The organism is Chryseobacterium sp. GW821-FHT04C04 (assembly GCF_059420365.1).
Genome location: NZ_JBWKTO010000008.1, coordinates 82,333 through 107,238, shown reverse-complemented (window position 1 = coordinate 107,238; position 24,906 = coordinate 82,333). Strand labels below are relative to the sequence as shown.

22 protein-coding genes are annotated in these 24,906 nt (G+C 36.8%); 12 read left to right on the top strand and 10 right to left on the bottom strand.

Annotated features, from left to right (window positions below; translation table 11 throughout):
* Positions 1-8 precede the first annotated feature (8 nt).
* The 5 genes from AC07UM_RS22850 to AC07UM_RS22830 form a co-directional block, all read right to left on the bottom strand.
* Entirely contained in the window at positions 9-221 is a 213-nt protein-coding gene (locus AC07UM_RS22850) for a twin-arginine translocase TatA/TatE family subunit (protein WP_103234782.1), read from the bottom strand.
* 31 nt (positions 222-252) lie between these two features.
* Complete coding sequence (locus tag AC07UM_RS22845; RefSeq protein WP_494685064.1) at positions 253-1,815, bottom strand: murein hydrolase activator EnvC family protein; 1,563 nt, start codon at positions 1,813-1,815, stop codon at positions 253-255.
* Positions 1,812-2,657 carry a lipoprotein insertase outer membrane protein LolB1 gene (gene lolB1 / locus AC07UM_RS22840; RefSeq protein WP_494685063.1) on the bottom strand — a complete coding sequence of 282 codons (846 nt, stop codon included), beginning with the start codon at positions 2,655-2,657 and terminating at the stop codon, positions 1,812-1,814. Before lolB1 ends, AC07UM_RS22845 begins: the two co-directional genes overlap by 4 nt.
* A 105-nt stretch (positions 2,658-2,762) precedes the next feature.
* On the bottom strand, positions 2,763-3,779 hold the full coding sequence (locus AC07UM_RS22835) for a sugar phosphate nucleotidyltransferase (protein ID WP_494685062.1): 1,017 nt from the start codon (positions 3,777-3,779) through the stop codon (positions 2,763-2,765).
* Between the two features lie 147 nt (positions 3,780-3,926).
* A complete protein-coding gene (locus AC07UM_RS22830) occupies positions 3,927-5,354 on the bottom strand; it encodes an oligosaccharide flippase family protein (protein WP_494685061.1) in 1,428 nt (475 codons plus the stop codon).
* A 100-nt stretch (positions 5,355-5,454) separates the two neighbouring features.
* On the opposite strand from AC07UM_RS22830, the gene AC07UM_RS22825 reads away from it, so the two are divergent.
* Positions 5,455-6,792, top strand: a complete 1,338-nt coding sequence (locus tag AC07UM_RS22825; protein ID WP_494685060.1) for a dihydroorotase — start codon at positions 5,455-5,457, stop codon at positions 6,790-6,792.
* A 193-nt stretch (positions 6,793-6,985) separates the two neighbouring features.
* Here the strand turns inward: AC07UM_RS22825 and AC07UM_RS22820 are convergent, their stop codons facing one another.
* From AC07UM_RS22820 to AC07UM_RS22810, 3 genes are all read right to left on the bottom strand, one after another.
* Positions 6,986-9,283 carry a GH92 family glycosyl hydrolase gene (locus AC07UM_RS22820; protein WP_494685059.1) on the bottom strand — a complete coding sequence of 766 codons (2,298 nt, stop codon included), beginning with the start codon at positions 9,281-9,283 and terminating at the stop codon, positions 6,986-6,988.
* Between the two features lie 77 nt (positions 9,284-9,360).
* On the bottom strand, positions 9,361-10,044 hold the full coding sequence (locus AC07UM_RS22815) for a response regulator transcription factor (protein WP_494685058.1): 684 nt from the start codon (positions 10,042-10,044) through the stop codon (positions 9,361-9,363).
* A 12-nt stretch (positions 10,045-10,056) separates the two neighbouring features.
* Positions 10,057-11,310 (bottom strand): sensor histidine kinase, encoded by a 1,254-nt coding sequence (locus AC07UM_RS22810; RefSeq protein WP_494685057.1) that lies wholly within the window; start codon positions 11,308-11,310, stop codon positions 10,057-10,059.
* A gap of 161 nt (positions 11,311-11,471) precedes the next feature.
* Here AC07UM_RS22810 and AC07UM_RS22805 point away from each other — a divergent pair, with 161 nt between their 5' ends.
* The 9 genes from AC07UM_RS22805 to AC07UM_RS22765 all read left to right on the top strand — a co-directional run bounded on the left by AC07UM_RS22805 (position 11,472) and on the right by AC07UM_RS22765 (position 19,930).
* A complete protein-coding gene (locus AC07UM_RS22805; RefSeq protein WP_494685056.1) occupies positions 11,472-11,882 on the top strand; it encodes a DUF1573 domain-containing protein in 411 nt (136 codons plus the stop codon).
* Between the two features lie 411 nt (positions 11,883-12,293).
* Positions 12,294-13,175: an SDR family oxidoreductase gene (locus AC07UM_RS22800; protein WP_494685055.1), complete on the top strand. Its 882-nt coding sequence runs from the start codon at positions 12,294-12,296 to the stop codon at positions 13,173-13,175.
* A gap of 82 nt (positions 13,176-13,257) precedes the next feature.
* Positions 13,258-15,198 carry a M1 family metallopeptidase gene (locus tag AC07UM_RS22795; RefSeq protein WP_494685054.1) on the top strand — a complete coding sequence of 647 codons (1,941 nt, stop codon included), beginning with the start codon at positions 13,258-13,260 and terminating at the stop codon, positions 15,196-15,198.
* 182 nt (positions 15,199-15,380) lie between these two features.
* Positions 15,381-16,268, top strand: a complete 888-nt coding sequence (locus AC07UM_RS22790) for a DUF2589 domain-containing protein (RefSeq protein WP_494685053.1) — start codon at positions 15,381-15,383, stop codon at positions 16,266-16,268.
* 16 nt (positions 16,269-16,284) lie between these two features.
* Positions 16,285-16,983 carry a hypothetical protein gene (locus tag AC07UM_RS22785; protein ID WP_494685052.1) on the top strand — a complete coding sequence of 233 codons (699 nt, stop codon included), beginning with the start codon at positions 16,285-16,287 and terminating at the stop codon, positions 16,981-16,983.
* Positions 16,983-17,561 carry a hypothetical protein gene (locus AC07UM_RS22780; RefSeq protein WP_494685051.1) on the top strand — a complete coding sequence of 193 codons (579 nt, stop codon included), beginning with the start codon at positions 16,983-16,985 and terminating at the stop codon, positions 17,559-17,561. The genes AC07UM_RS22785 and AC07UM_RS22780 overlap by 1 nt, the downstream gene beginning before the upstream one ends.
* A gap of 12 nt (positions 17,562-17,573) precedes the next feature.
* Entirely contained in the window at positions 17,574-18,836 is a 1,263-nt protein-coding gene (locus AC07UM_RS22775; protein ID WP_494685050.1) for a S8 family peptidase, read from the top strand.
* Positions 18,833-19,036: a hypothetical protein gene (locus AC07UM_RS22770; RefSeq protein WP_152291063.1), complete on the top strand. Its 204-nt coding sequence runs from the start codon at positions 18,833-18,835 to the stop codon at positions 19,034-19,036. The genes AC07UM_RS22775 and AC07UM_RS22770 overlap by 4 nt, the downstream gene beginning before the upstream one ends.
* A 66-nt stretch (positions 19,037-19,102) precedes the next feature.
* Entirely contained in the window at positions 19,103-19,930 is an 828-nt protein-coding gene (locus tag AC07UM_RS22765; RefSeq protein WP_494685049.1) for an endonuclease/exonuclease/phosphatase family protein, read from the top strand.
* A 3-nt stretch (positions 19,931-19,933) separates the two neighbouring features.
* Here AC07UM_RS22765 and AC07UM_RS22760 read toward each other — a convergent pair whose 3' ends face one another.
* Together AC07UM_RS22760 and AC07UM_RS22755 are read right to left on the bottom strand one after the other, a co-directional pair.
* A complete protein-coding gene (locus AC07UM_RS22760) occupies positions 19,934-20,620 on the bottom strand; it encodes a response regulator transcription factor (protein ID WP_494685048.1) in 687 nt (228 codons plus the stop codon).
* Positions 20,610-21,932 carry a sensor histidine kinase gene (locus tag AC07UM_RS22755; protein ID WP_494685047.1) on the bottom strand — a complete coding sequence of 441 codons (1,323 nt, stop codon included), beginning with the start codon at positions 21,930-21,932 and terminating at the stop codon, positions 20,610-20,612. The genes AC07UM_RS22760 and AC07UM_RS22755 overlap by 11 nt, the downstream gene beginning before the upstream one ends.
* 241 nt (positions 21,933-22,173) lie before the next feature.
* Between AC07UM_RS22755 and AC07UM_RS22750 the strand changes: the two genes are divergently transcribed.
* Positions 22,174-22,338, top strand: coding sequence for a hypothetical protein (locus AC07UM_RS22750; protein ID WP_494685046.1), 165 nt, complete (start codon positions 22,174-22,176; stop codon positions 22,336-22,338).
* 147 nt (positions 22,339-22,485) lie between these two features.
* Positions 22,486-24,855, top strand: a complete 2,370-nt coding sequence (locus AC07UM_RS22745) for an outer membrane beta-barrel protein (RefSeq protein WP_494685045.1) — start codon at positions 22,486-22,488, stop codon at positions 24,853-24,855.
* Positions 24,856-24,906 lie beyond the last annotated feature (51 nt).

The following is a 24,906-nucleotide window of genomic DNA, read 5'->3' as shown; positions in this document are numbered from 1 at the left end:
AAGTAATTTTAGTTGCTTGAAGAATTATTATTATCGGAAGACGGCTTTTTCTCAGCACCTGGTTTGTCTTCTTCTTTTACCGCATCTTTAAATTCTTTGATTCCAGAACCAACTCCTCTCATTAATTCAGGAATTTTCTTTCCTCCAAACAGTAATACTAAAAGTATCGCCACGATAAGGATATGCTGCCAAGATAAGGCAAGTATAGTTAGTGTATTCATCTCTTAAAATTTTTGTAAAGTTACACTTTTTTTAATATGAAATCCAACCTAATGGATCAACTGGTGTACTTCCGCTCCATACTTGGAAATCAAGGGTATAAGCACCATCAAAATCCTGAGCTATTGTACCTACCGGGGTTCCCGATGAAACCTGCTGTCCTTTAGAAACACTCACATTTCCTAAGTTGGAATAAATGGTAAAGTAGCTTCCGTGTTTAATGATAACAGTCTTGGTTCCGTCACTGCTGGCTACAACCGAAGATACAGTTCCTGGAAATACAGATTTAGCACGGGTACCGGATGGAACAGCAATTTTAATACCCGTATTGTCTTCAGAGATATTTTTGAAAACCGGGTGAGGTTGTCTTCCGAAACGGTGTGTGATCTGTCCGGCTCTGTCTGCAGGATAACCAAGTCTTCCTCTATTGTCTGCAAAACTATTTCCGCTGGCTGTGGAAACTCCATAGCTTGTCATAGCTTTCGTTTCAGCCGCTTTTTTATCTTCTTCTTTTCTCTTTGTAAGGGCAGCTTCTGCGGCTCTTGCAGCAGTTAATTTATCAGCTGCTTCTCTAGCTCTTGCATTGGCCTCATCTGAAGCTTTTTTAGCTGCAATTTTTCTGGCTTCATCTCTTGCACCGGCTTCTGCCCTTGCCGCTTCTTCATTACGCTTTCTTTCTTCTTCTGCTCTTTTTGCAGCCAGGTCAGCTGCTTTTTTAGCTTCTGCTTCTGCAAGCTTTCTTTCTCTTTCCAAGGCTTCTGCTCTTGCTTTAGCTTCAGCTTCAATTCTTGCTTTTTCTCTTTCAGCTGCTATTTTTGCTAAACGTATTTTTTCTGCTTCTGCTTTTCTTCTTGCTTCTTCTTCTGCTTTAGCAATTCTGATCTCTTCTGCAATGATCGCTCTGATCTGTCCTTCTAATGCTTTAGACTGAACCTGTTTTTGCTTAAGTTCAGCGGTCAGTTTGGTTTCATTTTTCTTAAATTCAGTTACCAGCTGCTCTTTTTGTGCTCGTTCAGTATTGATCGTCGCCAAATCCTTCTGTTGGTTTATCAGAAGGTTTTCTTTTGCTTTTACTGAGCTCTGTTTTTGTGCAATGGTTTTCTTGATAAGATTGGCAGCATCTGTAATTTCAGCCGCTTTTTTATCCTGGTAATCGGAGTATTGTTTCAGGTACTGTACTCTTCGTATCCCTTCGCCCAGATTCTTGGCAGAAAGAATAAAAGTTACTTTGTTCTGTACCCCTTTATTTTTATAAGCGTTCACCAAAACCTCAGCATAGTTTTTTCTCAACACAGCCAGTTCTTTATTCTGACGGTTGATTTCCAGCTGACGTAGATAGATGTCATCCTCAATGAATCTTTTTTCTTTCTGCGTATTATTATATACTTTTTCTCTCAATACCAATTTTTGATTGACACTGGAAAGATAGGCTACAGAAAGTTTGGATTCACTTCTGGTTTTGGCTAAATCGGAATTTATTTGTGCAATTTGTTTTTTAAGTTCGGCATTCTGCTTCTGCAGCTGTTCTTTGTTCTGCTGTCCCTGGTGCAGTCCAAACATCAGAACACCTATTAAAAAGCTAAATTTTTTAATCATTTAATCTCAATTTTCTTATAACTGGATGGTACAGAATAAGGTGTTTCCATCCTCGAAAAGTCAAATTTCGTATTTTCAATTAAAATCTGACTAGATTTTGAGCCTTTTATAATTATTTTAACATATTTAGGAAGGCGGATTCCTTCATATTCATTCCAGTCGCTGTAAGAAACGTCCAGCTCATCTGAAGATAAAATATCTTTTAGATTGACAGATAATAAATCGTAATTAGTATCGTACTGCAGGGCAATTTTATATTCCCTGTTTTTTTCATCTGTCACAATTTTCTGATTGATATTAGAAACCATTTTGAAGCCCTGGGCATTTTGAGTCAGGTCAAATTGTCTGTCATTGATCTTTACAAAAGTCCTCCCTAATAAGATTCTTTCCAATGATTTATAATCAATAAAATTGACATTCAATAAATTATTAAGATAATCGAAGTCGGAGTCTATATAAGTTTTATTGATCTTATCCTGACCTTTTATTCCTTCAGGAGTTGCAATCCCTCTGGCAGCATTGATGAATAAAGCCCTAAGATTCATCCATACTTTTTTATCATTTTCAATATAGATGGTAGCATCCAGTGTAGGGACAAAACTTCCTGTTTCTACCCGTACTTTACTGTCAATTTTTATCTGTTCAAATTTTGGTGCAATTAATACATGTTCGTAAAAAGTGAGTTTCTCTCTCACCGGTTCATTTACATCTTTTGGATGTCCATTATCTTTTGTCGTATTAATGCTGTCCCGCGTGTGATCTGTATCGTTTTGAGCTGCGGTACGGGTCTTACAGGACGATAGGGCAAGAAGCAATAAAAGAAACGGGATCCAATTTTTCATGTATTTATCTTTAAATTAAAAATACGGTGCAATATTAACGCCAAACCACACAAAATCTTTTGTGTGGTCTGATGATATCTTGTTTAAGTTAAAAATTTTCTATTGTTATTTAGACAGAAAATCTAAAACGGAATAGTCACCTAAAGAAATTTCTCTGGCAACCCCGAAATACTGTGCAGAATTACCGATCATAGAATTGGAAAGATTTCCATGATTGATTCTTGTGTTTTCCTGAATGAGAGAGTTCTCGATATTAGAGTTGACAATTGCTGTATTATTTCCTAATGAAACTCCCGGACCTATTTTTGAATTGGAGATTTTTACATTTTCACCAATAAAGCAAGGCTGAATAATCAAAGAGTTTTCAATCACAGCAGAAGCAGGATAATGCATCATTTCCTCTCTTTCGTATTCAAGGATCTTGCTGTTGGTTTCTACGGTAGCATTTTTGTTTCCACAATCCATCCAGTCATTTACCTTTCCTAGAGTAAACTTAGCTCCTTTTGCTCTAAGGTTTTCAAGTGCTGTTGTCAATTGGTATTCACCTCCGTTTTTAATATCATTATCCATGATATAGTTGATCTCATTCATCAGTTTTTCAGCACTGTTGAAATAATAGATACCGATGATGGCAAGATCTGAAACAAAAGTCTGTGGTTTTTCAACAAAATCTGTGATGAAACCATAGTTATCCAATTTTACAACTCCGAAAGCAGATGGATCTTCTACACTTTTCACCCAGATGACACCGTCAGAGTTTTTATCCAACTGGAAGTCTGCACGGAAAAGAGTGTCTGCAAAAGCAATAACGACATCTCCCTGCATAGATTCTTCAGCACATTTTATAGCATGAGCGGTTCCAAGAGGATCGTTCTGATAATATATACTTCCTTTTGCTCCCAGCTTTTCAGCAATCTGAATAAGGGACCTCTCGATCTCAGCACCAAAATCTCCGATGATAAAAGCTACCTCTTCAATATTTTCTCCTGCAACTTTAGCAATATCTTCCACCAATCTCTGTACGATAGGCTTTCCCGCAATAGGAATAAGAGGTTTTGGAACAGTCAGTGTATGAGGACGTAATCTGGAACCACGTCCAGCCATAGGAACAATAATTTTCATAAATTATATAAAAGATGTTTTTATTAGTTGTTTTTATATACGGTTAAAGATAATAATTAAAACCTTTGGTGGGGTATGATTTATATCTTTTTAAATATTTGTTTACAATAACAATGGTTTGTGTATAATCAAAATAAAGACCAAAGTTTAATTCTTTCTGATTCTCGATAAAATCAGGTTTTTTTCAGAATAAATCAAAATTCCGGTGAAGATTAAAAATAGTAGATTACTTGTTATGATGTTGTAATTGAGATATTTTACAATGACGAAACTAAAGATACTCAATAATATCAGGAAGAAAGCCATTTTCTTCATTCTATAAGGAATAGGGTAGTACTTTTGTCCCAGCAGATAGGATACGATCATCATAATAACATAGGCACTGAAAGTAGCCCATGCAGAGCCGATCATGCTGTGATAATAATTCAATGCTAAAAGATTGAAAGCAATATTGATACCCGCTCCAAGCCATGAAATAACAGTTCCTACGCTGGTTCTATCGGTTACTTTGTACCAGGTGGAAAAGTTATAGTAGATCCCGAAGCAAAGATTGGCAATGACAATAATCGGGATGATATCTATAGCAATCCAGTAAGATTTATTGGGAATAAAAACTTCTTTCAGCCAGGATATATTGGCAATAATTCCTAGAGCAACAGCACAGGCAAAAAAGGCAAAGTATTCTGCTACTTTAGCATACGTTTTTTTGGCATCGCCTTTATCCATTTGTTTAAAAAAGAAAGGCTCTATACCCATTCGGTAAGCGGTAACAAATAATGTCATGAGCACAGCCAGTTTATAACAACCACCATATGCACCCGCTTCTTCATCTGAAATATGGTTTCTCTGAATAGATTTATCAAAGTTTTCATTGACCATGAAAGCAAGCCCTGCCAGCATGAGCGGAAAGGAATATTTGATCATCCGGCCAAACAAAGATGCTACAAACTGGAATCTTACCTTTAATATAATAGGAAATAACAGTAAAACGCCCAATGCACTTCCTGCCAAATTACTGAAGAACGGGTAATCTACATTTTGGTCCAACCCAAAGCTTTTTGATATACTCTCCGGGATCCAGAAGAATAGGGCAGCTGTAAAAACGGCCTGGAATATAGCTTGAACGACCCTTACTGCAGAATATTTGATAGGCTTATTATGAAAACGAAGCCATGCAAAAGGGATTACCAGTAAATTGTCAAAAAAGGCAATTAAAGCAAACCATCTGATGTACTCAGGATTATCATGGTATCCTGCATAATCAGCAATAGGCTGGTTGAATAAATAACACAATGCAAGGAAAATAGTAGAGGTTGAAAACAAGAACCAGAACGAAGTGTTGAACGTTCTTTTTTCATTACCCTCTTCAGCTGAAAACCGGAAATAGGCTGTTTCAAAACCAAAAGAAAGGATAATATTAACAAACGAAATCCAGGCGTAAAGCTGTGTGAAAATCGCAAAACCTTCATTGGGGATTTTATAGATCAACAGTGGATTCAGGATGAATAAAATAATTCTGGGTGCTATAGCCCCCGCTCCATAGATGATTGTCTGCCCTAATAGTTTTTTGTACAAAGTCGAAATTTTTTACAAATGTAAAACTTTAAGCATTCGTTTGGTGATTTTGGAGTGAATTAAAACTTAAAATCTTAATTTTGTGTGGAAATAAATTGAAATGAAAGTTCTTATAAAAAACGTAAATATCGTCAACGAAGGACAAGTCTTTGAAAGCGATATCTTAATAGAAAATGATTTAATCTCTAAAATAGCTGTCGGTATTTCTGAAGATGCAGACCAAACCATTGATGGTTCTGGGAAATTTCTTCTTCCCGGAGTGATCGACGATCAGGTACACTTCCGTGATCCGGGGCTTACTCATAAAGGAGATATCGAAAGTGAATCAAGATCTGCCATTGCAGGAGGAATAACAAGTTTTATTGATCAGCCTAATACAGTTCCGAATGCTGTTACTCAGGAATTATTAGCCGATAAATATGAGATTGCTTCCCAAAAAGCGTATGCTAACTATGGTTTTATGATGGGCGGAACTAATGATAATCTGGAGGAAGTTTTGAAAACAAATCCTAGAAATGTCCCAGGAATCAAATTATTCCTCGGTTCATCTACAGGAAATATGCTGGTGGATAATCCGGAAACGCTTGAAAATATTTTCAGCAATACCAAAATGCTGATTGCAGTTCACTGTGAAGATGAAGCTACAATCAGAGCCAATACCCAACAGTATTTGGATGAATATGGTGATGATATTCCTGTAAAATTTCATCACCTGATCAGAAGCGAGGAGGCATGTTACAAATCTTCTTCCAAAGCCATTGAGCTTGCGAAAAAAACAGGGGCAAGACTTCACGTTTTCCACCTTTCAACGGCGAAAGAAATGGAACTTTTCCGCAATGATATTCCTTTAAAAGATAAAAAAATCACTGCTGAGGTATGTGTTCACCACCTTACTTTTACCAACGAAGATTACGAAACAAGAGGAAATCTTATCAAATGGAATCCAGCGGTAAAAACTCAGAAAGATAAAGATGCCCTTTGGGAAGCATTACTGGATGACAGAATTGATGTGATTGCTACAGACCACGCTCCACATACAGCGGAAGAAAAAAATAATGTGTATACGAAATGCCCTTCAGGAGCTCCGTTAGTGCAGCATTCATTGGTTGTAATGCTTGAAAACTATAAAAACGGTAAAATCTCCCTTGAGAAAATTGTAGAAAAAATGTGCCACAATCCGGCCATTCTTTTCAAGGTTGAAAAAAGAGGTTTTGTGAGAGAAGGTTATAAAGCGGATCTAGTTTTAGTAGATTTAAATGAAGACTGGACGGTTTCCAAAGATAATTTACTGTACAAATGCGGTTGGAGCCCGCTGGAAGGAATGAACTTTCACTCTAAAGTTACTCACACTTTTGTTAATGGACATCTGGTGTACGATAATGGTAAAATTGCGGAGGAGAAATTTGGAGAGAGATTGCTTTTTGAAGCGAGAGATTAATAAAGCGATATTGCAGAATGTAGTCTCGGATTAGGAGATTATTACGATGATTCAATAGGAGCGGGCTAAAGCCCGCTCTCTTTATTGATAGATCTTCCATTGGCTTTAGCCAAAACTTATTTTTAGCTCTCGCAGATCTGCTTGATTACTCAGATGTTTAAAACCAATCATCTAATCAATCATCTAGAATATTTTACTTTTTTGCCTTACTTCCCATATAAAAGGTAAGCTTCCCACCATTCATAATCTCAGAATGTTTCAAAGTAAAATTTTTGATCTCCTTTCCATTCAGAAGTACTTTCTGAACATATACATTTTTTGGATCCTGATGGATGGCTTCAATTTCAAAAGTTTTTCCGTTTTCCAGATTTAATACGGCATTATCAACCGCAGGGCTTCCGATAGAATAATCTTCTGAACCGGGAGCGACAGGATAAAACCCTAATGAACTTAAAATATACCATGCACTCATTTGTCCGGCATCATCATTTCCTCCCAGTCCGTCTGGTGTAGCTTTATACTGCATTTCCAGAATACGGCGGATTTGTGCCTGTGTTTTCCAAGGCTGTCCTGCCCAGTTATAGAAATAGGCAACATGATGAGCAGGTTCGTTCCCATGAACATATCCACCAATAATTCCTTCTCGGGTAATATCTTCAGTATCGGCAAAGAATTCATCAGGTAAATGCATGGTGAACAGCTCGTCCAGCTTGGATGCAAATTTTTTCTTTCCGCCCATCATCGTGATCAGCTCATCCGGATTTTGGGGAACAAAGAAGCTGTAGTTCCATGAGTTTCCTTCAATAAAGCCTTGTCCATGTGTACTCAACACATCAAAATCTTTTTTAAAGCTTCCATCTGCCAGACGCGGACGCATAAATCCAATGGTTTTGTCAAAATTATTTTTCCAGTTTTCAGATCGCTTAATAAACTGATTATAAATTTCTGTTTTGTTTAAATGTTTGGCCAGTTGTGCAATAGCCCAGTCGTCATAAGCATATTCCAGAGTATTAGAGACTGAAGTTCCACTTTTTTCAGCTGGAATATACCCAAGGTCAATATATTGTCCGATCCCTTCGTAATTTCTTTTGTTAGCGGTTTCTATGCATGCTTTTAACGCCTCTTCAGGATCACCCTCATAACTTCCTTTAATAATGGCATCAGCAACCACGCTTACACTGTGATAGCCACTCATACACCAGTTATCATTGGCGTAATGTGACCAGATAGGCAGCATTTTCATAGAAAACTGATTATAATGAGCCATCATAGATTTTACCATGTCACTATTTCGTTTGGGCTGAATAATATTAAAAAATGGATGAAGAGTACGGTAAGTATCCCATAGAGAGAAGGTAGTATAATTCGTAAAGTCTCCTGCTTTATGAACATTCTGATCAAGCCCTTTATATTCTCCATTAACATCCATATAAGTAGTTGGATTGATAAAGGTATGATACATTGCAGTATAAAAATTCGTCTTTTCGGTATCAGAACCTTTGATGACAATTTTATTTAATTCCTTATTCCAATTGTTCTGAGTTTGAGTTTTTACCTGATCAAAATTCATATTTCCAGCCTCTTTTTCCAGGTTTTCCAAAGCGTTGGATTGACTTACAGGAGAAATAGCCAGTTTAACTTCAATCGCTTCATTTTCATTGGTGTCAAAATCAAAATACATTTTCAGATTCTTGCCGGCGATCTCCGGGAAATTCTGATTCTGGTCAAATTTTCTCCAAAATCCTTTGTATACTTGTTTTTCATCATAGTTTTTCTGACCATATGATTTAAAAGGTTTTGAAAATGTCATGGCAAAATAAACGGTTCTGGTTCTCGCCCAGCCATTAGTCTGGCGATAGCCTGTGATCGTATTTCCATTTTCTACGCGAACGTAAGTCCATACATTTTTCCCATCATAATTGTAAATACCTGCCATCAGATCAAGGATAATGTGTGACTGGTCAGATTTTGGGAAAGTATAACGGTGAATTCCAACTCTTGACGTTGCTGTCAGCTCTGCGAGAATATTGTGGTCATCCAGTTTTACTTTATAGTATCCGGCCTCTGCGGTTTCATTTTGATGTGAAAACCTACTTCTGTAACCATTTTCAGGATGAGAAGCTGTTCCGGGATTCAGCTGAAGTTTTCCTACGGTAGGCATTACCAGAAAATCACCAAGATCAGAATGTCCCGTTCCACTGAAGTGGGTAGCGCTGAAACCTACGATGGTTTTATCTTCATAACGATAGCCGGCGCAGTATTTGTAAACGTCACCATTGTATTTTCCGTTAAGTTCATAAGAGATTGTATCCGTTTCAGGACTTAGTTGCACGGCCCCAAAAGGAGTGGTAGCTCCGGGGTAAGTATGCCCCATCTTTTCGGTACCGATCAGCGGATTGACATATTGTACTAATTTTTCAAATTTTTGAGCTTTAAGATGTACACTTAAAAATAATAGAAACAGAAAAACAATGGGTCTGTGATTTTTCATTAATGACAAATTTTCAAAGTTTAAAATTAATTAAAATCACCATTTGCAGTTTTATTTTACGTGAATTCGTTCAATATTTATTTTTTTTCGGAAAAACGGAAACCTATTCCATGCAGGTTTTCGATTAAAACACCCTTTTCATCAGCCAATACTTTTCGCAATCGCGAAATGAATACATCAAGGCTTCGTCCCATGAAATAATCATCGTCTCCCCAAATGGCTTTCAGGATATCCTGTCTTTTTACAACAAGGTTTTTATGGCGGATGAAATATAAAAGCAGATCAGATTCTCTTTGGGTAAGAGTAATACTGGTTTCTAAACCTTGAAGCGTGTAATTTTTGGGATCAAAATCATATTGCCCAACTTTATATTTCAGAGGAGAGGTATTCGTTTTTTTTGTACGCTTCAGGAAAACTTCAATCTTTAGTATCAGTTCTTCAATACTGAATGGTTTTACCAGATAATCATCAGCGCCTATTTTCAGCCCTTTGATTCTGTCTTCCTTTAAAGCTTTTGCAGAAATGAAAATAATCGGAATGTCTGAGTTTTTACTGCGAATCTGCTCTGCTACTTCAAATCCGTTCATACCGGGCATCATAATATCCAGCAGACAAATGTCAAAATGTTGACCGTTAAATGCTTCCAGTGCAGATTCACCATCCGAATAGCAGCTGATGTCATAATAACTTTCCAGACTGTCTTCAACCAGGAATGCTATTGTTTTGTCATCTTCGGCATATAAAATTTTAGATTTCTCCATACTTACCCATGATTAAATTGAAAACGGAAAAAAAAGAGTGGTGGTAATTCCTTTGTCTTCATTATTCTCCACAGAAATTTTCCAGTGATGCTGCTGTACTACTTTCTTTACATAAAATAGTCCCAGCCCAAAACCATTCACTTCCTCGCTTCTTTTGGTATGTACCCTATAAAATTTTTCAAAAATTTGAGGAATATTTTTAGCCGGGATACCCATTCCGTTGTCTTTAAACTTTAAATATAAACCTTTTGAATCTTTATAGGATGAAATTTTAATAACAGGTTTTGTCTCACAATACTTGATGGAGTTATCTAAAATGTTGTAAATGATATTGGTAAAGTGAAATTCATCAGCCATTATGGAGGTGCTGTTTTCAATATCTATTTCGATGTTGAGGTCTGTATTTTTGTGCTGTATGGTGTCCGCAATCTCCTGAATAAAGGGAAGGAGAATGATTTTTTGAGGTTTTAAAGACAATCCCGAAGCATCGTTCTTTGCAATATTCAATATTTTCTCAATATGATTATTGAGCTTATGGCTTTGATTGATGATAATGAATGTATAGGTCTGCAGTTTAGAATTTTCCTGTACCATTTCCTGCTTATTGAGTGCTTCTGAAGCCAAAAGTATAGAAGACAGTGGTGTTTTAAACTCATGGGTCATATTGTTGATAAAATCACGCTGCAGCTCTGAAAACTTCTTTTGTTGAATAATGGTATAGATAGAATAAACATACACCAGAAGAATGATAATAAGGGCAAATGTAAGGAGATACCAGAACCTTAACGAGCTGATCAGATAGGTTGTTTTATCAGGAAAACGTATAGAGAAATAATAGATCAGATTTTTGTGCTTGGGAAAATTTATCACCTTATTGCTTGGGCTTTCCTGATGGGAAGTCATATACTTTCCATACACCATTTTATCACTGTGGCAGTTGTATAATGCATATACATAATCTGTATTAATCTGAAAACGTGTAAATTCTGTTTTTAGATAATACTCAAGAACAATGGGATGAAATTCATTGTTAATATTAACTACATAATAGTCATTCGCAATATTTTGTACAGGGTTTTCTGTATAAGAAGTTTTGCCTCCGGATAATTTCTCCGCAACTTCCATTAAGGCTATATTTACCTTTTGATTAAACTTTTTATCTTCAAGATTATAGGCCTGGCGCGTCCACATCAGCTGAGCTATTAAAATCCCGATAATAGCTACGAATCCCAGTGTTATTATAATATTGAGTTTTTTTATTTTCATTTCCTGAAACAATATTATCCAAAAATATCTATTTATCTTTTATCATTAACAACTCGTTAACAAATGTTTGACAGCGGTTAACAAGTTGTAACCATAGTCTGTTTTACATTTGTTACATCGAAAGAAGATAATCCTTTTCTAACATATTAAAATTTATACTCATGAAAAAATTAAAAATCACGGCTCTTTTGGCTGTTTTAGCATTCTCTCCGTTTTATGCGAATGTACTTACTACAGATGCACCTTCAATCGTAAAAATGGTTGCAGATGCTATTAAATGGAAATCAGAATCTATAGATGTAGGAAACATTCCTCAGGGAAAACCAAAATTGATCAGATTTGAATTTACCAACACAAGTTCAAAACCAATCATTATACAAAATGTAGCACCTTCATGTGGATGTACTACAGCGGATTATACAAAAACTCCTATCCAGCCGGGAAAAAAAGGATTTGTAGAAGCTAGTTTTAATGCAGCAGCGGCAGGTCCGTTTATGAAAACAGTGAACGTTACAACAAGTGATAGCAAAACGCCTAAAGCGCTTTCATTCAAAGGAGTAGTTACTTCTTAGTATATCATTTAAAAAAAATAAAAAATAGCCTGGTACCTGTTATCAGGCTATTTTGTTTTTGAATATTTGATTTATTTTTTTAATGATAAAGTTGTCTCAACTTTACAAAACCACAAAAGTCATAAAAGCTTTCATTTTAAAACATTTTAGTAAGTTTAAAATGATGCCGGAGAAAAGATCACATAAGATGAAAATCAAATATTTTCATAAAACTGAGGTGTACTTCTTATACATAAGGTTTGGTTCTAAAAAACTTAAGTGTTTAAAACTTTGTGCCTTTTGTGGTGAGAAATCATTAATGTAAAAGTTTAGACAGCTTCTATATAAAGAATAGTTATTTGTAGCATTATTTATCAACCTATTTTAAAGGATTGCATTTCAATATTTAGTATTTTTAAGAAAAAATATTTTATGAGTCTATATACACAACCTATGCTGCGCGAAGGTGCACTAAAAGATAAAGTAGCGATTGTAACAGGAGGCGGAAGCGGTCTTGGAAAAGCGATGACCAAATACTTTCTTGAACTGGGTGCCAAAGTGGTAATTACTTCCAGAAATCTGGAGAAGTTACAAACAACAGCTAAGGAACTGGAAGATGAAACAGGCGGTAAAGTTCTTTGTGTAGCTTGCGATGTAAGAAACTGGGATGAAGTAGAAGCGATGAAAGAAGCGACCTTAAAAGAATTCGGTAAAATTGATATCTTATTGAATAACGCTGCCGGAAACTTTATCTCTCCAACAGAAAAACTGACTCACTCCGCTTTTGATTCTATTCTGGATATCGTTCTAAAAGGAACAAAAAACTGTACACTTTCAGTAGGAAAACACTGGATAGATTCTAAAACTCCGGGCACTGTATTGAATATTGTAACAACGTACGCATGGACAGGTTCTGCCTATGTAGTGCCATCAGCCTGTGCAAAAGCAGGAGTCTTGGCGATGACCAGATCTTTGGCTGTAGAATGGGCGAAATACGGAATTCGTTTCAATGCCATTGCTCCGGGACCTTTCCCTACAAAAGGAGCTTGGGACAGGCTTCTTCCGGGAGATCTTCAGGAGAAATTCGATATGAAAAAGAAAGTTCCATTGAGAAGAGTAGGAGAACACCAGGAGCTTGCCAACCTTGCTGCATATCTGGTTTCTGATTACTCAGCCTATATGAATGGTGAGGTGGTTACGATAGATGGAGGAGAATGGCTTCAGGGGGCAGGAGAATTTAATATGCTTGAAGCAATCCCAAGTGAAATGTGGGATGCTTTGGAAGCAATGATTAAGTCTAAAAAATCAAACTAGTTAAAGTTATATTAAAAAAAGCTCCCGGATATGTAACAATTCCGGGAGTTTTTTTACCTATGTAGTAAATAATAATTTTCAAATGAATTTTAAACTTCCAACCCTTGTTTCGACTGTTGCAGTTGTATTATTTTCAGGGACTGTATATGCGCAGCAAACCCCGAAATATGATTATGTAGAAGCATTTAAGCCGTTTTTCTATCCGCAGACAGGTACAGCAACCCGTTCTGCAAGCGGACAGCCGGGACATGCTTATTGGCAGAATTCAGCAGATTATCATTTGAATGTCAGCCTGAATGAAGATAAAAAAGAGATAACCGGTACTGCGGAAATTACCTATACCAACAACAGTCCGGATAAACTAGGTTTTCTTTGGCTGCAGCTGGATCAGAACCTGTTTGCGAAAGATTCCAGAGGAAATGGGGTTGTTCCGCTTTCAGGAAGCAGAAATGGAGCGCATGGCGAAGAATTTAATGGCGGATACAAGATTAAATCAATCAAACTTGACGGAAAAAGGGAAGTAAAATATACCATTACCGATACAAGAATGCAGATTGACCTTCCAAAGGAACTGAAAGCCAATGGAGGTGTTGCCAAAATAGAAATTGAATATTCTTTTGTTTCTCCTGATTACGGTTCAGACAGAATGGGTATACAGGACACTAAAAATGGTAAAATTTTTACCATGGCACAGTGGTATCCGAGAATGTGTGTGTATGATGATGTATTGGGATGGAATACCTTACCCTACCTTGGAGCTTCGGAGTTTTATTTAGAATACGGAGATATTACAGCCAATATAACCGTTCCGGCTAATCATTATGTAGTAGCATCCGGAGAACTTCTGAACGAAAAAGAAGTCTACAGCAAAGAAGAAATCAACAGATGGAATCAGGCAAGAAATAGTGATAAAACAGTAATGATTCACCCTGAATCTGAAATTGGTAAAAATAAAACGTCAGGGACAAAAACATGGAAGTTTAAAATAAAACAGACAAGAGATTTTGCATGGGCGTCATCTGCCGGATTTATTTTAGATGCGGCAAAAATTGATTTGCCTAGTGGAAAGAAATCTTTGGCTATTTCAGCTTACCCTGCGGAAAGTGCCGGAGAAAAAGCATGGGGAAGATCTACAGAATATACAAAAGCAGCCATAGAACATTATTCAAAAAAATGGTATGAATACACCTATCCGGCTGCCACCAATGTAGCAGGAAATGAAGGCGGAATGGAATATCCGGGAATTGTTTTCTGTCATATGGATTCCAAAGGAGAAGATCTTTGGGGCGTTACAGATCACGAGTTTGGACACAATTGGTTTCCGATGATTGTTGGATCTAATGAAAGATTATTTGCCTGGATGGATGAAGGGTTTAATACATTCATTAACGGGCTTTCCACCGAAGCTTTCAATAAAGGAGAATATTATACCAAGCCGAATCTTGCGCGCTCAGGAAGTTATCTGATGACGGATAGCCTGGAGCCTGTTATGGTAGGACCGGATAATATGAGAGAAAGAAATATCGGAGCTTTGGCCTACTATAAGCCAGCAACAGGATTAGCTGTTTTAAGAGAAACCGTTCTCGGACCTGAAAAATTTGACAAAGCATTCAGAACGTATATAGACCGGTGGGCTTTCAAACATCCTACACCATGGGATTTCTTCCATACGATGGAAAATGTTTCCGGAGAAGAGCTAAGCTGGTTCTGGAGAGGATGGTTCTTTAATAAATGGAAAATTGACCAGGCGGTTAAAAACGTAAAATATATCAATGGAGATTTTAAAAACGGAGTTCAGATTACCGTTGAAAATATGGGTCAGCTGCCAATGCCTACAACCGTACAGATCAAATTCAAAGACGGAACGGTACAAACGATGAAAATTCCTGTTGAAGTGTGGAAGAGAAATACAGAATGGACATTCAAAGTAGATTCTAATAAAGAAATAGATGAGGTGAAATTGGATCCGAATTCGGTAGTTCCCGATATCAATATCGAAAACAATAGCAAAACTCCGGCATAGAATTATTCTGCTGGTAAATAGTATCAAAATATATTTATTATAAAAGCCTGAACTTACAATCATAAGTTCAGGCTTTTTATTTTAGGGTGTTTTTCCGGGTTAAGTGAAGGGGTTCTCCTGCAATGTTTGGATTGGTAGTGATGTAGTTTTGCTTTACAATATTAATATAAAAACAAAACAACATGGAAACATTAAAATCAGTGCTTGAAACAAGCCACGCCAAGAAAACAAAAAATGAGTTAATCGACCTTTTATCAGGAGTAGAAAAAGTTCTTACCCCGGCGGTTTATGAAAAAGTATCAGGAATTGAGACTTCAGAATTAAGCGCATTGACCAATAAAGAACTGTTAGGTATCGTAGAAGACTTCAAAAAGAATTATGATGAAAAGTGGGAAAAATCGTTTTCCGGTGCCTCTTCAGAGATTATGAAACTGATTGCCGGTAAAATGGCTGCTGATGAAGAAATTTTCAAAACTTCAGACGCTGCCAGTGCAGATTTTGCAGCAGAATTAGGAAGTATTGATTTTGCTACCATCATTGGCGGACCTTTGGATGCCTGTGTAAAAGCACAGTCTAATGCATCTATTGCCACTGTTAGTTTTATTAATGAAGTAGGTTTCGAGCTTACAGATCCTGCTAATGCTGCCAGCCCTAAAAAACTGAGAATGGCAGAATTCAAATACAAAAAAAATATTCCGAATCCAGATTTTAAACCTGATGAGGCGGTAAGTGCAAGCAATCCTAAAACCATTCCTAGTGATGTAGAAATCTCAATGCCTTTTATAGGACTGCTGAATGTTCCCAGTTTCAGAATCGAATCTTGTGAAGTCGATTTTAATGTTAAATTGAATTCAACGTTTACCAAAGATGTAAGTGATGAATTTAAAATCGATGCAGGAGCATCCGGTGGATGGGGACCTGTAAAATTCAAAGTGGACGTGTCTTATAAAAGATCTTCCAGTACGGGAATCAAAGTGGAAAAAGAATATTCTCTTGGCGTAAAAGTACGGGCAACCAATGATGAAATGCCTGCTGGGCTTGAAAAAGTTCTTGGACTTCTTTCACAATAAATAGATTTTACGAAAAATGATAAAATTATCAGATTACCTGGATTATCTCAACAATGAGATAATTCAGGCTCGTAAAAAAGCAGACGAAAACGCGGTTCTTATTGCAAAAGAATACGCCCGTCATGAATACCTTAAATATTTTAAGGTTCCACGATATGCCCTGCCCAGTGTAAAGATGGATATCCCGATCAAGATCACGGATATAGATTCAGCTCCTAAATATAATTTTAAACTAAATCAGGATCAGTTTGTTTCAGAAATGAATGAGAGAATCCGCCTGGTGAATAAAGAGAAAAAACTGAATATTCGTGAAATTTCAAAAAGACAGATTCAGACTGAGGAATTCAAGGCCCTGTTCAGTAAACTGGAAAAAAATGATCAGAAATTCGGTAAGCTTCCTGCCAATGAAGTGCTGAAACTGGATCTCCGAAACAAAATCAAAATTCTTGATTCCGGAATCTTCAGGCCTCAAGACGGAACCACGGAAGAAGAGACTGATGAACTGAAAGAAATTTTTTCAAAGGTTTTACTGAATAAATATACGCTGGTGAATGCAAAGCTGAACAACATCTACATAGATCCCAATACAAGTGCAGCAGAAGATAAAGATAAGCTATTCATCAACCTGCATGTGGAAATGGAGGAAGAAGGAATCAGGATTGTGTCATACAAAGATAAAGACGGCAACGAAATAGAACAGATAACTTTTGAGTAATGCAGCAACTTATTCACTACACCGTACAGAAAATTAAGGAGCTTCTGGAACATTTCAATGAAGTTCAGGCTTTATATCTGTCAAAATCATTTGACTTTGATGGCCGGTTTGATGTATTTCTTAACGAAGCTCTTGAATATTTCCATAGCAAAGGAAGTACCAGCCATGAATCTGAAGTTTTGAAAATTATGAATATGATTGCAACAGTCAAAAGAGGTTTTAATCCCATAAAAATGGAGAAAATAACAACGGGAAGGCGAGAACTTCTCGGGGGATTTTCATTCAACGGAATGGAAAGTATTTATGATATTCTGATGGAAATTTGGGCTAAGGAAAACAAAAAACTAGAGGATGCAGAAGAACTTATTTCAGGGATCATTGTTTCATTATACCAGAATGGAATTTTGGATGATGAAAAACTGAAAGAAATGGATTCTATTCCTAAAATTGAAAGCTTCTGGACTTCACTGGTCGCACAGAATACAGCGATATCCGGAATTAATAAGAAACTCAGACTGACCGTTATTCCGGAAGATATTTTTCTTATCCTGGAAAAAGTATTTCTGAAATTAATTTAAAAAAAGATCATTATGGAAACCGGAAGATATATCGTTTTGCTAAAAGATCAGCAGAAAACCGCACTCAAAAAAATAGAGAAAGAACTGGAAGTGAATATTACTTCCTCAGAATTTCTCTCCAAAGAAAACCGTTCTTATGAAATTATTGATCAGGATAACGGGGTGCTGTACAAAAATCTTGGGATCCTTATAGTAGATAATATGGATGAAGAGCAATTGAAAAGTGCTGTGGAAAATGAATCGAATTCTATTGTTTACTACGAAAAAGAACGGGAGTTTTTTCCTGCCGATGAATTACAGTTGATTAATGAGCTTAAAAAACAGTCAGCCGGACTCGCAGAAAAGATTTCTGAACTTGAAAAATATATCACCAGTAAACCTTTGCCTCAACAATCATTTGTTGAAATGGAATGGGGACTGAAAGCTATTGGGTTAGAAAATGCCCATTTTACAGGAAAAGGAATTGATATCTGTATTCTGGATACAGGGCTTGAAACCTCCCATCCCGATTTTTCCTCTGAAGAAATTGAAGGGAAGTCTTTTATAGATGGAGAAGATTGGAACAGAGATCCCAACGGACATGGAACCCACTGTGCGGGAGTTGCCACAGGAAATACCAGAAGTGATAACGGAAAACGTTACGGAATTGCTAAGGACTGTAATTTGAAGATTGCAAAAGTGCTTGCAGATAACGGAATAGGGACCACCAGCAGCGTGATTGATGCGATAGACTGGGCCATTACGAAAAAATTCAGAATACTTTCTCTTTCGCTGGCATCTCCGGTAAAGCTTGATGATCAGCCTTCTGTCCTTTTTGAAACAATAGGAGAAAGAGCACTGGAAAATAACTGTCTTATTATAGCGGCTGCAGGAAACGACAGTAGCAGACCGCAGATTCCACAACCCGTATCAATGCCGGCCAATTCAAAATCTATCATGGCTGTAGGGGCTATTGACAGTCAAATGAAGATTGCGAAATTTTCAAATGCGGGGATTAATCCGTCTACAGGAGGGAATATTAATGTTTGTGCTCCCGGAGTGGATATTGTAAGCGCCTACCCTAAAAATGCAAAGAACAAAAATAATTTTTACTATGCCATAAGTGGGACCAGTATGGCAGCACCGCATGTTTCCGGGCTTGCAGCATTGTATATGGAACAGTTTCCCAATAAATCTGCAAAAGAGATCTGGGAACTTATTGAAAACAAAGCCAGGCCTATTGAAGGCATAAAATACAGAGATATAGGAAACGGTTTAATACAGGTCTACTTATGAACACGTATCTCGCCGTTTTAAAGAAAGATATAAAGGTGAAAAAGCTTGAAGTGCTTCTGAAAAGTAAAGAAATCAAGCTTGTAGCTCACTACAAAACGATAGGGGTTATGAAACTTGAAAGTCAGCTGCCGATTTCGGAGACCGAATTTCAGGACTATTTTATATCTATAGAAGAAGAAAAAGATAATTTAACAATATAATCATATCAATAAAGCTTTTCTGTCGCAGAGAAGTTTTATTTTTGTCTCTTACTGATAAAATACCATATGAATTTCAGATTTTCAATGATGTTTCTGATGCTTTTTGCATTAGGATTTTCACAGGACCTTACCGTGATGAGTTTCAATATCAGACTGAATGTTGAATCCGATAAAGACAATGCATGGCCCAACAGGAAACAGGATGTTGCCGATTTACTAACGTATTATCATCCGGATTATTTCGGAGTGCAGGAAGCGCTTCCGGAGCAGATGAAGGATATTAAAAACGGATTGAAGAACTACAATTATATAGGAGTAGGAAGAGATGACGGCAAAGAAAAAGGTGAGTTTTCTGCTATTTTTTATGATACAGACAAACTCGAAGTTATAAAATCAGGAACGTTCTGGTTGTCCGAAACTCCGGAGAAACCTTCAAAAGGCTGGGATGCTGCATTGAACAGAATCTGTACCTATGCTATATTTAAAGATAAAAAATCGAAAAAAGAATTCCTGGCGATGAATCTTCATTTCGATCATGTAGGAAATGTTGCAAGAGTAAAATCTTCTGAACTGATCTTGAAAAAGATCAAAGAATTGAATCCTAAAAACCTTCCGGTAGCCCTGAGCGGAGATTTTAACCTGACAGATGATTCGGAGCCAATTAAAATCCTTTCCCAGAATATGAAAGATACCTTTTATCACTCAGAAACCAAACATTACGGTCCGGTAGGAACGTTCACTGGCTTCAACGTAAATGAAGTTCCAAAAGACAGGATTGATTATATTTTTACAAATGGTTTTAAGATAAAATCTCACAGACACATCAATGACAGAAGAGAAAATTTACTTTATCCATCTGATCATTTCCCGGTTATTGTTAATCTTTCCCTATAAAAATCAGTTGGTTGGAAAATCGACTTCAAATCCAATTCCTCTCAGGGATTGGATTTTTATTTCGGGATCACTAATGAAATACTTGCGGAGCCTGCTGATGAATACATCAAGACTTCGACCTGTAAAATAATCATTGGTTTCCCAAAGATTATCCAGAATATTATCTCTTGTAATGATAGAGCGGTTGTGTTTCAGAAGATACAAAAGAAGCTGTTGCTCCCGGATGGTTAATCTTGAATTGCCATTGGGATGTGACAGCAGAAGTTTGGTTGTATCCAAAGAAAACTGTCCGATCTTGATCTCGTTTTCCGAAACAGGAGGAAGGGTTCTCTTCAGGATATTTTTAATTCTTAAAACAAGCTCTTCAGGATCACAAGGTTTAGCAATATAGTCATCGGCGCCTATTTTCAATCCTGTCAGGCGGTCTATTTTTTGGTTTTTGGCAGTTAGAAACAGCAATGGGAAATTCTTTTTTTCCTTGATGATCATTTTAGCCAGAGAAAAGCCGTCAAGATTAGGCATCATCACGTCCAGAATTCCTATTTGAAAAGGAAAATCATCATGAAGTAACGGCACAATCTCTTCAGGATTCTGAAACCAGCTGACTTCAAAATCTTCCAATTCAAGATACTGTTTCAGGATCATTCCGAAATCCGGATCGTCTTCTGCCAGAAGGATTTTAGTTTTCATAAGGAATTGATATTTTAAAAGTACTGCCTATAGTAAGCTGGCTGGAAACGTTTATTTTGCCACCATAATTTGTAATGATTTTCTTCACGAAATAAAGCCCGAGTCCAAGCCCTTTACTGTTATGAATATTATTGTTCTGTATTCTGTAGAATTTTTCAAAAATAGTATTTAATTCTTTGGTCTCCATACCCTGGCCGTTGTCAGCGACTTCAATCTCCAGCTGCTGGGAGGAATTTCTGATAGCTATGTTAACAACAGATGCACCATATTTTACACTGTTTTCACAAAGATTTTTAATAACGGTCTCCATTAGATTCTTATCAAAAGGAAGCTTTTGTGAGATTGTATTGTCAAGGTTAAAATCCTTGTTGGGATAAGTGACGGCAAGATCCTCAATAAAAAAGTTCCAATCCTCCGGTTGTATTGCAATCATTTCATCCGGTATTTCATCCTTATGAAGCTGCAGCATCAGACTTTCAAGCCGGGAAATCTGACGGTCAATAAGAGGAAGTGTTTCCGGATTCCATTCCTTTTTTAATGCTTTTGAAGCTATTTTTAACGTAGCAATAGGCGTTTTAAACTCATGTGAAATGTTATCCACAATGGTGTGGAGAACTTCTACCTGCTTCTGCTGCTGGATCAGATTTCTAATCGTGAAAATATAAAGCAAAAGAACACCGGAAAGAAGTATAACACAACAAATGATCAATAAAGTAAGCTCTTTGAAAACAATACTCTTTATGTTTTTAATCTCAAAATCGGTCTGGGTTTTAACCAGAAAAGTATTTCTTTTTTCAACCTGACCTTTATCCGAATCATCTTTTTTGGTGGTGGAGGTTTCCCAGCTTCCGTTGCTGGCAATACGGGGATTTTTAATCTTATCATTTGTCTCAAAAATGATAATAGGCTCGGTAATCACTTTAGCACTGTCCGGAAGGTGAACAATGGAGAGATACCGGATTCTTGCAGAAATTTCATAGCCGTCTTTCTGGTAACGGCTGTCGATATAATGCATCAGTCTTTCTCTGGCTGTCTTTCTGTTTTCTATGAAATAATTTAAAAAATCCTTTCTGTTGATCTCTTTATTATGATACCTGATGATGATTTGCTGAAGAGAATCATCTTTTGTTTCTTTGGCTTCGTGGATATCTTCCAGATTATCGGTGTAGTTAGTAAGCCCGTCATTCACGGATCTGTAGATATCCCTTTCTTTGACCTGATAGGTCTTGTACATAAAATAAACCTGTATTCCTAGTAAAAGAAGGAACAGGGCAGCAAAGACGGAGATAAGAATTTTACTCTTGGATATCATTGAAACAAAGATAAAACTTTAACATTCTACTGAAATAGTATTTTTATCATTAACCTTTTATTAACCTGATGATTAGTGTTGTTTTGGTGTTTTTATAAAGTTAAAAGATTATTTAATGAAAAAGATATTCATTGTTCTTGTTCTGTTGCTTGGGATAGTCATCAACTCCTAAACTCATCATTTTATATATGAATTTCAATACAGGCCTGATCCTAAAGATGCAGGTTATGATCAACAAGAAATGGTGTTGGATATCAATCCGGAGGAAGTGAAATTTTATGAATTTGAATTTTTAGCTAATGATTCTCTGAATATTCTTCACGGGGGGGGAATATCTTCGCAGTATACCAGCCAGTCCGGGCAGACCATTATCCGAAAAAGAAATTCCAATGATTTTGAAGCCTGAATTGTAGAACTCAGGCTTTATTATTGTAAAGAAAAGACATTAACCTATCATTAACCCATCGTTAACCGAGATTCTCCCTTTCAATATGGAATTTTGTACCCATAGAACAGAACCATTGTTTTGTTTGATAGGATTAAAAAATAAGCCATGTATAAAATTCTTTTTTTTCTGTGTCTGCCCCTCATGGTTCTTGCCCAGAAACAAAAACTTGGAGGAACTGTTGTAAACACGGATAATGAAAAACTTTCATCTGTAAAGGTGGAGCTCTATAATTCTCAAAATAAATTAATCAAAGAATTAAAAACAGACGATAATGGAAATTTTGTGCTGGAGGATATTATAGAAGAGAATGTAAAGCTAGTTGTCAAAAATCAGGGATATTCTCTATTTGAGAAAAAAATTGATCTGAAGCAGCTTGAACCGTTACATGTAACCCTTAAAAAAGAAACTCAGGAAATAGAGGGAGTGGTAATGACCAAGCGTAAACCATTGGTGAAAAGAAAAGTTGACCGTTTGGAATTTAATGTTGAAAACAGTAATATTTCATCACTCAATGCCTGGGAAATTTTAAAAAATACACCAAGTGTGACTGTAAATAATAGTACCCTGAGTGTAAAAGGAGGTACAGGAATCCTGGTGACCATTAATGATAAAAAAGTCATGCTGACAGGGGATGAACTCAAAAATCTTCTGGAAAATACACAGGGAGATGAGGTGAAGTCTATAGAAGTGATCACCAATCCGCCAGCAAAATATGAAGCTTCAGGAAGTGCAGTCCTGAATATCGTTCTGAAGAAAAATAAGATTGAAGGCTACCGCGGGATTCTTTCATCCAAATATATACAGACACAGTATGCGAAAGGCGTTTTTGGACTTTCTCAATATTATAAAAAAAATAAACTTTCCGTTATGGGAAGCTATTATAGAGGAATGGGAACGTATTACCGGGAAGGAACAGACTATGTGAATTACCCGGAAAGCGAAACCCGATGGGTGAGTACGATGAACAGGAAGGATAAAAACACTAACCAAAATACCCTGAATTTTAATGTGGAATATCAGTTGGACAGCTTGACCAGCCTAAGCCTCAACTATTCAGGGTATTTCTCTCCAAAATCTTTTGGGACCTACCATGTTCCTACGCTGATCTATAATGCTCAGGATATCGTGGAATCCAATTACACGACAATGAATGATCACCGATCGAGGTCTATCAATAATTCTGTGAGTTTTCAGATAGATCGTAAGCTGAATAAAAAAAGCAGTCTTTCCTGGATCAATTACTTTACCGGAAATAATAGCGATAAATATCAGAATGTAATTACCTATCTGAACTTTGCGGGCCAGCCTCCCAAAGAAGATAACTTCATTACACAGAATCAAGCAGATGTCCAGTTGTATTCTACCCAATTGGATTATCAGTGGAAAGGTGAAAAGCTGGAGCTGGAATCCGGAGTGAAATATAGTTTTGTAAAGACAAACAGTACACTTGATTTCTCAGACAACGAGAATGGTGTTTTACAATACCGTCCTGAGAAGAGCAGTATTTTTGATTATAAAGAACATAATTTTGCCCTGTATTCTTCACTTGCCTACAATATTGGAAAATGGAACTTCAAGGGAGGGCTTCGTGCCGAAATGACAGATCTTGAAGGCGTCGTTTCTGAACCTTATGAACTGAATAAAAGCAACTACTGGAAGTTCTTTCCTACTTTCTATGCACAGTATACTACAGAAAATAAGCAGGAATTCGGGTTTTCTTATGGAAAAAGGATCAGCAGACCTTCTTATTCATGGTTGAATCCTGCCAAATCTTATTACAACCTGTTTTCATACTATCAGGGAGATCCAAAGCTGAAGGCAACAATTACACATAACCTCAATCTTACTTATTCATGGAAAGAATGGAACCTGGATCTGTATTACCGGAAAGAAATTTATCCCTCAATGGAAATATCCTATCAGGAACCGATTACCAACAGCCTGATTTATTATTTTACCAATATTGAAAAAGGAGAAGCTTTCGGGGCTAGTCTTTACAAAAATTTCCAGGTGAAACCATGGTGGAACATCATCGTGTCCGAAAATCTTGAACATAACGAAAACTATTTCAAAGGAACAGACGGAATGCTGTATAAAAACAAAGTCCTGAACTGGGTTTCTAATATCTCCACCAGCTTTACGCTTGATAAAAGCAGCGATTGGAAAATGGAAATGGGGCATCGTTATTATTCTCCGGGAATACAGGGAACCTTCAGGATTTCTTCTGTCTGGTCTGCCTATTTTGTCATGAATAGAAAGTTCTTTAATAAAAAATTGGAAGCGAGTTTTGTAGTCAGCGATATTTTCAGAAGTACAGGTCAGAAAGTGAGTACGAAATATGCAAACCAGGATAATTATTTCCTTGATTATACCGATGCGCAGGGAGTCACATTATCATTGAAATTCAACTTTGGAAACCAGTCTGTGAAAAACGCAAAAACAATTAAGAAAACCACCGAGCAGGAAAGATTATAGAAGAAATTAATATAAAACCAGTTACAATAAAATATTATTATAAAAGAAATC